General features: G+C 46.2%; 12 protein-coding genes. All 12 read right to left on the bottom strand.

Features of this window, described 5'->3' with window-relative positions:
• A partial coding sequence (locus ACFSCZ_RS12490; RefSeq protein WP_380774256.1) for a biotin carboxylase N-terminal domain-containing protein occupies positions 1-255 on the bottom strand: 255 nt, incomplete at its 3' end.
• A gap of 107 nt (positions 256-362) precedes the next feature.
• Positions 363-563, bottom strand: a complete 201-nt coding sequence (locus ACFSCZ_RS12485; protein ID WP_380774255.1) for a 2-hydroxymuconate tautomerase family protein — start codon at positions 561-563, stop codon at positions 363-365.
• An 18-nt stretch (positions 564-581) separates the two neighbouring features.
• Positions 582-1373: a 2-keto-4-pentenoate hydratase gene (locus ACFSCZ_RS12480; RefSeq protein ID WP_380774254.1), complete on the bottom strand. Its 792-nt coding sequence runs from the start codon at positions 1371-1373 to the stop codon at positions 582-584.
• A gap of 2 nt (positions 1374-1375) precedes the next feature.
• Positions 1376-2401, bottom strand: coding sequence for a 4-hydroxy-2-oxovalerate aldolase (gene dmpG / locus ACFSCZ_RS12475; RefSeq protein WP_380774253.1), 1026 nt, complete (start codon positions 2399-2401; stop codon positions 1376-1378).
• Positions 2402-2439: 38 nt separating this feature from the next.
• On the bottom strand, positions 2440-3315 hold the full coding sequence (locus tag ACFSCZ_RS12470; protein WP_380774252.1) for an acetaldehyde dehydrogenase (acetylating): 876 nt from the start codon (positions 3313-3315) through the stop codon (positions 2440-2442).
• Positions 3316-3343: 28 nt separating this feature from the next.
• Positions 3344-4123 (bottom strand): 2-keto-4-pentenoate hydratase, encoded by a 780-nt coding sequence (locus tag ACFSCZ_RS12465; RefSeq protein WP_380774251.1) that lies wholly within the window; start codon positions 4121-4123, stop codon positions 3344-3346.
• A gap of 210 nt (positions 4124-4333) precedes the next feature.
• Positions 4334-5803 (bottom strand): aldehyde dehydrogenase, encoded by a 1470-nt coding sequence (locus tag ACFSCZ_RS12460; protein ID WP_380774250.1) that lies wholly within the window; start codon positions 5801-5803, stop codon positions 4334-4336.
• Positions 5800-6297, bottom strand: a complete 498-nt coding sequence (locus tag ACFSCZ_RS12455; RefSeq protein ID WP_380774249.1) for a RidA family protein — start codon at positions 6295-6297, stop codon at positions 5800-5802. The genes ACFSCZ_RS12460 and ACFSCZ_RS12455 overlap by 4 nt, the downstream gene beginning before the upstream one ends.
• Positions 6294-7304 carry an amidohydrolase family protein gene (locus ACFSCZ_RS12450; RefSeq protein WP_380774257.1) on the bottom strand — a complete coding sequence of 337 codons (1011 nt, stop codon included), beginning with the start codon at positions 7302-7304 and terminating at the stop codon, positions 6294-6296. Before ACFSCZ_RS12450 ends, ACFSCZ_RS12455 begins: the two co-directional genes overlap by 4 nt.
• Positions 7301-7846, bottom strand: coding sequence for a 3-hydroxyanthranilate 3,4-dioxygenase (locus tag ACFSCZ_RS12445; RefSeq protein ID WP_380774248.1), 546 nt, complete (start codon positions 7844-7846; stop codon positions 7301-7303). Before ACFSCZ_RS12445 ends, ACFSCZ_RS12450 begins: the two co-directional genes overlap by 4 nt.
• Positions 7847-8316: 470 nt before the next feature.
• Entirely contained in the window at positions 8317-9057 is a 741-nt protein-coding gene (locus ACFSCZ_RS12440; RefSeq protein WP_380774247.1) for an IclR family transcriptional regulator, read from the bottom strand.
• Between the two features lie 256 nt (positions 9058-9313).
• Entirely contained in the window at positions 9314-9448 is a 135-nt protein-coding gene (locus ACFSCZ_RS12435; protein ID WP_380774258.1) for a hypothetical protein, read from the bottom strand.
• Positions 9449-9545 lie beyond the last annotated feature (97 nt).

Raw genomic sequence — 9545 nt, 5'->3', positions numbered from 1 at the left:
GTATCCCGGATGAATGGCATCGGCTTCTGAACGTTTGGCAATCTCGATGATGCCTTCGATATCAAGATAGGCATCAATCGGCTTTTTTCCTTCCCCGACCAGGTAGGCCTCATCCGCTTTATACCGATGGTAGGACCCGGAATCCTCACGGGAGTAGATGGCGACTGTCCGGATTCCCAGCTCCGTACAGGCCCTGAACACGCGGATGGCAATCTCGCCGCGGTTGGCAACAAGTATCTTTCTTAACCTTCCCATTTGTAACCGCTCCTCTACCTTCTGGCTGAAATGGAAAGAACCTTGTTCAGGAGCAAGTCCTTACATGTTCTGAACAAGATTCTTCCGTTCTCAGCCATTCTAGATCTTTATTTTTTTTGTCTTCTGAACTCATCAATCGGGAGACCTCCTGCCCCCCAATGGCTATGCTCCATTTCCGTTACTAATACCCGCACTTGCTCGGGCTTTACAGACAAGTTTTTTACTGCGGCTTCAGTTACATCCGCAATTAAGCCTCTGATCTCTTCACGGCTTCTTCCTTTTAGTACTTGAACTTGAATAATTGGCATTATTTCCTCCTATAGCCCTCATTCACAACTGAAAGAGACACTGCCAAGCCCATTAAATTGAGCTGTGATGGTATCTCCGGAATCAAAGGAAATTGCTTCAGACATAGCGCCGCTTAAAATAATATCACCCTTCTTAAATCCTTTGCCCCGCCGGCTCATTTGCTGGGCTGCCCAAGCAATGGCTGTTGCCGGGTGACCGAGTACAGCAGCACTGGAACCTGTCTGCTCTACTTTTCCATTTTTGGACATCACCATGCCAATGTTACCCAGATCAAGCTTGTCAGGACTCACCAGCTGGCTGCCAACGACAAACTTTACGGAAGAGCAGTTATCTGCCACTACATCGACAAGGGTAAATCGGAAATCCTTATAACGGCTGTCGATCACTTCCAATGCAGGCGCCACATATTTAGTCGCTGCAATGACCTCTTCTTCGGTGACATTTTCCCCCTCCAAATCCTTATCAAGGAAAAAGGCAATTTCAGGCTCGGCTTTTGGATGAATCAGTTCGGATCTTGTCATCGGTTCCCATTCATATGCCAGCATATCTGCATGCAGGTATCCGTAAATCGCTTCATTAACTCCCATCATTTCTTGCTTGGCCTTACTGGTAAGACCAAGCTTGACACCTACAGTCTTTGTTTGATTTACTTCCAGCCTCCTGGCCAGAAGGCCGTCTTGGAGCTCATAGGCCTTTTCAATGGTCAGGTCCGGATAGGTATCAGTAATCTTGACCACTTCACGCGCCTCACGTTCAGCGGACAACAGATAGTCGATGATCTCTTGGTCCTCTCTTGTTTTCAACATCATGATCATGCCTCCACTGCTTGTTTTTTAGATAAATTCGCCGCAACGTCAATAATCATATCCTCTTGACCTCCGACGACCTTCATTTCTCCCAGCTCAATTAAGATATCCCGAGGATCGATTCCAAATCTCTTTCCTGCCCGCTCCGCATGAAGAAGGAAGCTGGAGTAAACGCCGGCATAGCCAAGTGCCAGGCTGCCTTTTCTGATCTCCTGGGATCCCGGAATAATGGGACCTACCACATCTTCGGCCAAGTCCATCATTTTATATAAGTCGATGCCGACATCATATCCCATGCGGTCCATCACCGCCAGCAATACTTCAGTCTGTGTGTTGCCTGCTCCTGCACCAAGGCAGCGGACAGCTCCATCTATCCGTGTAGCCCCTTCCTCAATCGCCGCAAGGGTATTCGCTACAGCTACAGACAAATTGTTATGCCCATGGAAACCAACTTCGATATCCAAGTTCTCCCGAAGGGCTCGGACTCTTTCCCGTACCTCGTGCGGAAGCAATGCCCCGGCAGAGTCTGTGACATAAACGGCTTGGGCACCATAACTTTCCATTAATTTTGCCTGTTCTACCAGCTTTTCAACCGGTGCAGAGTGTGCCATCATCAAAAAGCCCAGAGCCTCCATTCCAAGCTCCCGAGCCATGTCAATATGCTGAGCCGAAACATCCGCTTCTGTCACATGGGTCGCCACTCTGACCAGTTTTGCCCCGCGTTTGCTAGCTTCTTTTAATTCATGTACGGTGCCAATGCCCGGAAGAAGCAAAACAGCAATCTTTGATTGTTTCGCCTCCTCAACAGCTGCTTCGATCAGTTTCATCTCATCTACTAAGGAACGGCCGTACTGGATCGTAGATCCTCCAAGTCCGTCTCCATGGCTGACTTCGATATAGTGCATGCCTGCATCATCCAATGCACGGGTTACATCCCTCACCTGCTTTTCGGTGAATTGGTGTGCCACCGAGTGGCTTCCGTCACGCAGGCAGACTTCTGTAATTTTAATATCCTTTCCGGGTTTATTCATAAAGGAAGAACTCCTTTCTCATTTGGGTTTATTGTTGGTTAGGAAACAACAGTCATGCTGCGGGCGATATCTTCTCCGACTCTCGCAGCTGCAGCTGTCATAATATCAAGGTTTCCGGCATACGGAGGAAAATAGTCTCCCGCTCCTTCAACTTCAAGGAAGATTGTGACAATATTGCCGTCAATGAGAGGTTCCTGCTTTAATCGGTAGCCGGGCACGTATTCCTGAACTTTCTTAACCATGTCGTTGATTGAGTCGTGAACAGCCTGCTCGTCCATATTTTTCACTTCGCAATATACCGTATTTCGCATTAAAATTGGCGGCTCAGCAGGATTGAGGATAATGAGGGCTTTTCCTTTATCCGCCCCGCCAACTTCCTCAATGCCCCGTCGGGTTGTAATGGTAAATTCATCAATATTTGCACGTGTTCCCGGTCCGGCACTCTTGCTGGAAATCGTAGCGACAATTTCCGCATAGGACACATCCGCCACTGCATTTACTGCATGGACCATCGGAATGGTGGCCTGTCCTCCGCACGTAATCATGTTGACATTATCTGCGGGTTCATCTCCGATCTCTGTGCCTACGGCCGGGCTGAAAAATGGGCCGACAGCTGCAGGAGTTAAATCGACAACTCTCTTGCCAAGTTCTTTTAATACCTTCGCATGATGCAAATGGGCCTTTGCAGAGGTGGCATCAAATACAATGTCCGCAAGATCAGGCTGATCCACTATCGCCTGGATTCCATTAAAGAATGTCTGGTATCCTTTATCCCGCGCTCTTTTCAACCCGTCGGAATGCTCATCTATACCGATGACAGCAGTCAATTCAATGACTTCGCTGTTTTGCAGCTTATACATTAGATCTGTGCCAATATTTCCCGATCCGAGGATAGCGGCTTTTACTTTCCCCATAAAAATTATCTCCTTTCAACCATTGCTTTTATTTGAACGTCACACTGACAGAACCCAGCGGACCAAAATCTGCTTTTACGTAATTGCCTGCTTCCACATTCATAGCCGCTGAAAGAGCTCCAGGTAAAATGAGTTCGCCTTTTTTCAAGGTGATGCCGTATTCGTGCAATTTGTTTGCCAGCCAGGCAATGGCTTCCGCCGGATGGCCGAGAGCAGCTGCTCCGGAACCGGTGGCCATCAGCTCATCATTTTTGTAAAGCGCCATTCCTGCTGTCCGCAAATCTGTATTTTCCGGTGTTGTTTTACGGTCACCGATGACTACCTTTGCAGATGAGCCGTTATCCGCTACCGTATCGATCAGCTTAATTTTCCAATCAGCTATGCGGCTGTCGATAATTTCCAAAGTAGGAACGACATATTCAGTTGCCAACAACACATCCAGATAAGTCACATGTGGGCCGACCAGGTCTTCATTCAGCATAAAACCGATCTCCGCTTCCACTCTTGGAGCAATCATCTCCGCCGTATCGATCGTGCTTCCACTTTCAATTTTCATATCATCAAACAAATGTCCATAGTCCGGTTCGTCAACATTGAGCATCTTTTGCATAGCGACACTTGTTAAACCAACCTTCTTGCCAATGACCGTTTTTCCCTTTTCATTTTTCAGTTTCACTGTTTCCAACTGGATTTGATAAGCATCTTCCACTGTAAGAGATGGGTCACGCTCTGTTAAAGGAGATATTTCCTTGCGATTCTCTTCCGCATGAAACAGTTCTTGAGCAAAATCCGCAATTTTAGTGGTCACTCTTTGTCCCTCCTGCTTATAAGAAAAGCGCAGAGCGCACAGTTTTATGCGACAAGCACCAGACAACGTTTCTGAAGGCAAGGATAGCATTCAGAGTCCATTGGCCTGATCCTTTCGCCGGTGGCGCTCGGAGCTAAACATAATAATAATCTTGATTGTTCTTCATTCTAAACAAAGGAAAGGTGATCGGCTCACCTTTCTGTTTGTATGTTACTTTTTCATTGTGATTGTCTTTGCTTCTGTGTAGAATTCGAAACTATGCCTTCCACCTTCTCTGCCGATTCCGCTTGCCTTGGATCCGCCAAATGGTGTCCGCAGATCACGAACATACCAGCAGTTGATCCAAAGAAGTCCGGAATGGATTGAAGCGGATACACGATGTGCCTTTCTTAGGTCGTTGGTCCAGACTACACCAGCTAAACCATAGATGGAATCATTGGCGATCGCAATTGCCTCTTCTTCCGTCTTAAATGGAATAACTACCGGTACAGGACCAAAGATCTCTTCCTGTGCGACACGCATATTGTTGTTTACATCATATAGAACCGTCGGCATATAGAAGTTTCCTTCTCCAAGATCATCAATTCTTTTTCCTCCATATGCCAGCTTCGCACCTTCTTGCAGGCCAATCTGTACATAGTTATCAACGGTTTCTAAATGGCCGCTGGAAACCAGCGCTCCCATATCAGTAGCCTCATCAAGAGGATCTCCGACTTTTATCTTCTTCACGGCTTCTACAAATTTATCTAAGAATTGGTCATAAACAGATTCCTGAACCAGAATTCTGGAGCCGGCGAGACAGATTTCTCCCTGATTACGGAAGATTGCTTCAATTGAACCCGCTACAGCTTCATCCAGATCTGCATCTTCAAAGACAATGTTCGCTGATTTTCCGCCCAGCTCCAAAGATACGGGAATCAGGCTCTTTGAAGCATTGGCCATCACAGTCTTTCCGGTTTCAGATTCACCGACAAAGGACAGACGCCGTACCTTTGGATCGGTAGCCATCACTGTACCTACCGTTCCCCCTGGTCCGGTTACTATGTTTAGAACACCCGGCGGCAAGCCGGCTTTATTGGCAATGTCCCCCAGCATGACAGCGCTTAACGGTGTATAAGATGCCGGTTTGACAACAACGGAGTTGCCCGACGCCAATGCAGCCGACGCCTTCCAAGTCATCTGCATAAATGGCAGATTCCAAGGAATAATCAAGCTGGTCACACCAGCCGGAGCATACTGGGTGTATGACATGTGGTTACTCATATCATAGTGTTCATGAACGACATACTTGGCCATTTCCGCAAAGAATCGGAAATTCGCCGCTGCACGTGGAATGTCAAAATCTCTGCTTTCTTTGATCGGCTTTCCGACATCCAACGTCTCCACGTAAGCCAGCTCGTCCACTTTTTCCAAAATGAGGTCTGACATTTTGCACAGAATACGCGAGCGCTCTTCCACCGGCATCCTGCTCCATACACCGCTGACAAACGTCCGGTGGGCCGCATCGATGGCGCGTTTTGTATCAGTTTCATCCGCTTTGGCTACAGAAGCCAGCTTCTGGTTATTCGCCGGGTTAAGGGAATCAAACGTGGCTCCAGAGTGAGCATCTACATATTGTCCGTCTATAAAGAGCTGGGCGTCTTGTACTTTGATGCCTTCCAATGTTCCTTGCTTCGTCACTTTGATCCCCCCTCGTCCTCCACTTCCAGAATCATTTCAATCTCAATCGCGGTATTGTTCGGCAGCTGCTGCATACCTACAGCGGAGCGGCCATGCTGCCCTTTCTCGCCAAAAATCTTCCCGAGAAGATCGGAGGCTCCGTTCATGACAATCGGCTGCTCAGTGAAGTCTTCTGTACAGTTCACCATGCCGAGCAATTTTACAACCCGCTTGACTTTGCTCAAATCACCCAGTTCATTCTTCACAACGCTCAACAGGTTGAGCATAGACTGCCGGGCAGCCTTGTAGCCTTCTTCCGTAGTCAGATCCCTGCCAAGCTTTCCATGGAACTGGTCCACACCCTGTCCGGCTGTAAACAGCAGATTTCCGGTCCGGACACAGCTGATATAGCTGCCGACGGACGGACGAAGGGGCGGAAGCTCCAGCCCCAGTTCCTCCAGCTTTTGTTCGGGAGTTAATGCTCTATCTGCTACATTTGCTTTCTCATTTGTCATTTCAATAACTCTTCCTTTACATTGATATTTAGAAATTTCAACGCATTTTCGCCAAGAATTGCCTTTCTTTGTTCCTCCGTCAAACCAGGCGTTTCATCAATCACTTTCCCTGGAGGTATCTCCCTCAGTAAGAATGGATAATCGGATCCCATGACAATTTTTTCAAAACCAAAACGGTCGATCAGATATTGCAGGTTCACAGGGTCATAGTTCAATGAATCGAAGTAAAACTTCTTCGCATAGTAGCTGGGCGGCTTTTCAATTTTCCGGATATGCGGCCATACGTTCCACCCTTGATCCAGACGCGGAAGGATATAAGGGAAAGATCCGCCCCCATGGGCAAAACAAACCTTTAAATTCGGGTGTTTCTCCATAACTGCCCCATTAATCAGGCTGGCTGCCGCCAAAGCAGTTTCACTTGGCATTCCGACGGTATACATGAAGTTGTGGCGCGGAAAGCGCTCTCTTCCAAGAGTCTCCCAAGGGTGAACAAACAACGGTACATCCCACTCTTCAGCCATTTGGAAAAACTCTGCAAATGAGTCGTCATCAAGGTTCTTTCCGTTTACGTTTGTACCGATTTCTATCCCTTTTAGTCCCAGCTCAAAAATACAGCGCTTCATTTCCCTGACAGCTGTTTCCGCATCCTGCATCGGAACCGTACCCAAGCCAATAAACCGATCCGGATTTTCCTTTACAGTTTGGGAGATAAAGTCATTTTGAATTTTGGAAAATTCCTCCGCTTGTGCAGGATCTGCCCAGTAAGAAAATGTGACGGGTATTGGCGAGATGACCTGAATGTCTACCCCTTCGTTATCCATATCTTCAATTCTTTTTTCGGGGCTCCATACCTGGTCGGTCACTTCACGGAAGTTCTTGCCGGACACCATAATGTTGGCACCGCATGAACACGTTTTTTCCAACACCGGCCAGCGGCCTCCACCATATTTTTCTACGAAATCAGGTATATCTTCTGGAATGATATGAGTATGGAAATCTACTCTCATGGTTGCCACAACCCTACTTCCTCCGGCATAACATGTCCGCACTTATCACACGTTCTCAAATCTTCGCTTGAGTCAAACTCCTCGATGGCTGCCTTTAGTTGTGTGCCGATATCCGTCAATTCCATTGTTACCCGGTGCATTTCATGATCGCAGTTATCACAGTACCATACCATGTGCTCCTTCTTGCCTTGGCGCGGCTCTTCAATAACCATTCCAATCGTATCAGCCACGCGGTGCGGGGAATGGGGAACATTGGCAGGAAGTAAGAATACTTCTCCTTCTTTTACAGTAACGACTTCTCTTTTTCCTTCATCATTGATAATTTCCACATAACAGTCACCCTTAATTTGATAGAAAAACTCCTCCGCGGGGCTTATGTGAAAATCACGCCGCTTATTCGGCCCCCCTACCATCATGACAATCATGTTGGAACCCGGAAACATCTCCTTGTTATTTACCGGCGGCCGCAGCTTATCCTGGTTCTCCTCGATCCATCCCTTGAGACTGGACGCTTTAAAAGTTCGAATTGTTTCTTTTGACATACTGTGAAACCCTCCATTCTAATCTTTCTCCCAGGCTAAAGCGCATTCAACAAAACCATGCGCTTCATAGATCAGGAGATTTGTATTTATATTTAGTATAATGAAAGCGCATCCTTTGGACTCCAGCGGAATTTCACCATATGAAATGCGGGAAAATTTTCTATACATTTTTTCTTTTAATGTAAATTAGTTAACATGTTCCAAATCCTCAAACTACCGGTCGGTGTCATGAACGCTCCTCGGGCTGATATAAGAAGATTCTTTCAAATTCGGGCAATGTGAGCCGTTCTTCAATCCTATTCAATACATTCGAGCTGCAATCGGATGTTACGTACACTCTTTAACTGCCATTCAAAGAGGGACTTTTCATATTCGGGTGCCTGAACATTTCTCGGCTGCCATTTTTTCATCGCGGCAGAGATTCGAGGCGTCATCCATTTTTTACAAAGATTGTTCTGCGCCAAATCAAATTAAATTTCAATGTATCCCAATTCTTTGGAGATGGACTGGGCCGTATTTTTCACACTTTGGATCAACAATTGATTCCCTTCCATGTAAGAAGGAGGCCCTACAAGGTTGACCGCTGCAATAATTTGCTGTGAATAAGAAAGAATAGGGGCTGCAACGCCATACATTCCATCTGGGTTTTCATTGTTGCTGATCGAATAACCATTTTGGCGAATAGCTCCGAGTTCCTTTTTCAGCTGATTGATATCAGTGATCGTATTGGGACCTTCGTTGGACAATCCCCTGTCAATGGTTTCTTGCAAGTAGTGCTGATTATAAGCCAGCAATATTTTTCCGGCACTCGTCGCATAGGCGGGTTTCCTGGAACCGATATACGTATGAATCGGCATGGGTTCATTGGATGAAACCCTTAATACGAAAACGACCGTCCCTTTATCATACATGGCAATATGAGCGACCCCTGTAAACCTGCTGACCAGATCTTTTACCAGCGGCATCGCCTTATCATAAACATCCTGCTGAAACATCACATGATTATTCCATTCCAGGAGCTTCCACCCTAAACGATACTGTTTTTTACTGTCTTTCATTAACACACCTTCATTGCATAGGGTGCTAACAATGTGGTGAGCTGTGCTGACATTCATATTTAAGCGATTGGCAATCTCTCCAATTCCGAGTGCAGGATCATCATTGGAGAAGCAATCAATAATTTGGCATGCCTTTCTCACCGATGCAATCATTGAGATTCTCCTCCTTGCTTTTGATACAGCCTGGCAGCCCTTACATGGTAACAGCCGCCTAATGAGTATGTAAGTTTAATTATAACGGCGAGTCAAAATAAAACTAAAGATAATATCACATTATGAAACAACTGGTTAATTTTTTTACATCGTGAAAAGCCGGAACTTTCGAGCAGACAATTCTTATGAAAAAAGCAGCATCAGATTTTTTTTCTGATACTGCATTTTCTTCATTGTTTTATCCACCTGCTACCATTTACTGCCCCGCTTCCCACTTGGTGACTTCCTCGCGAACGATGGGCGCCACTTTGGTACCAAGCAGTTCAATCGCTCTCATTACCTGATCATGCGGCATCGTGCCATCTTTATGAAAAGTGGTTTTTTTGTACAAATATAATAACCCTTGATACATCAACGTTCTTTGGTTGTTTTCCGTAATTTTAGCTTTGGACAAATTTTCATTAAAGAGAAATCAATTTCCAGCTCTT

This window comes from Siminovitchia sediminis, assembly GCF_042680885.1.
Classification (GTDB): Bacteria; Bacillota; Bacilli; order Bacillales; family Bacillaceae_C; genus Siminovitchia; species Siminovitchia sediminis.
Note: the sequence above shows the minus strand (reverse complement) of the source record. Positions and strands in the feature narration are given on the sequence as shown.

Bases quoted from the DNA above. Each gene is read 5' to 3' on its own strand.
- ACFSCZ_RS12480 (WP_380774254.1), bottom strand. From the start codon at position 1,373: ATGATGTTGAAAACAAGAGAGGACCAAGAGATCATCGACTATCTGTTG.
- ACFSCZ_RS12470 (WP_380774252.1), bottom strand. From the start codon at position 3,315: ATGGGGAAAGTAAAAGCCGCTATCCTCGGATCGGGAAATATTGGCACA.
- ACFSCZ_RS12440 (WP_380774247.1), bottom strand. From the start codon at position 9,057: ATGATTGCATCGGTGAGAAAGGCATGCCAAATTATTGATTGCTTCTCC.
- ACFSCZ_RS12450 (WP_380774257.1), bottom strand. From the start codon at position 7,304: ATGAGAGTAGATTTCCATACTCATATCATTCCAGAAGATATACCTGAT.
- ACFSCZ_RS12455 (WP_380774249.1), bottom strand. From the start codon at position 6,297: ATGACAAATGAGAAAGCAAATGTAGCAGATAGAGCATTAACTCCCGAA.
- ACFSCZ_RS12485 (WP_380774255.1), bottom strand. From the start codon at position 563: ATGCCAATTATTCAAGTTCAAGTACTAAAAGGAAGAAGCCGTGAAGAG.
- ACFSCZ_RS12445 (WP_380774248.1), bottom strand. From the start codon at position 7,846: ATGTCAAAAGAAACAATTCGAACTTTTAAAGCGTCCAGTCTCAAGGGA.
- dmpG (WP_380774253.1), bottom strand. From the start codon at position 2,401: ATGAATAAACCCGGAAAGGATATTAAAATTACAGAAGTCTGCCTGCGT.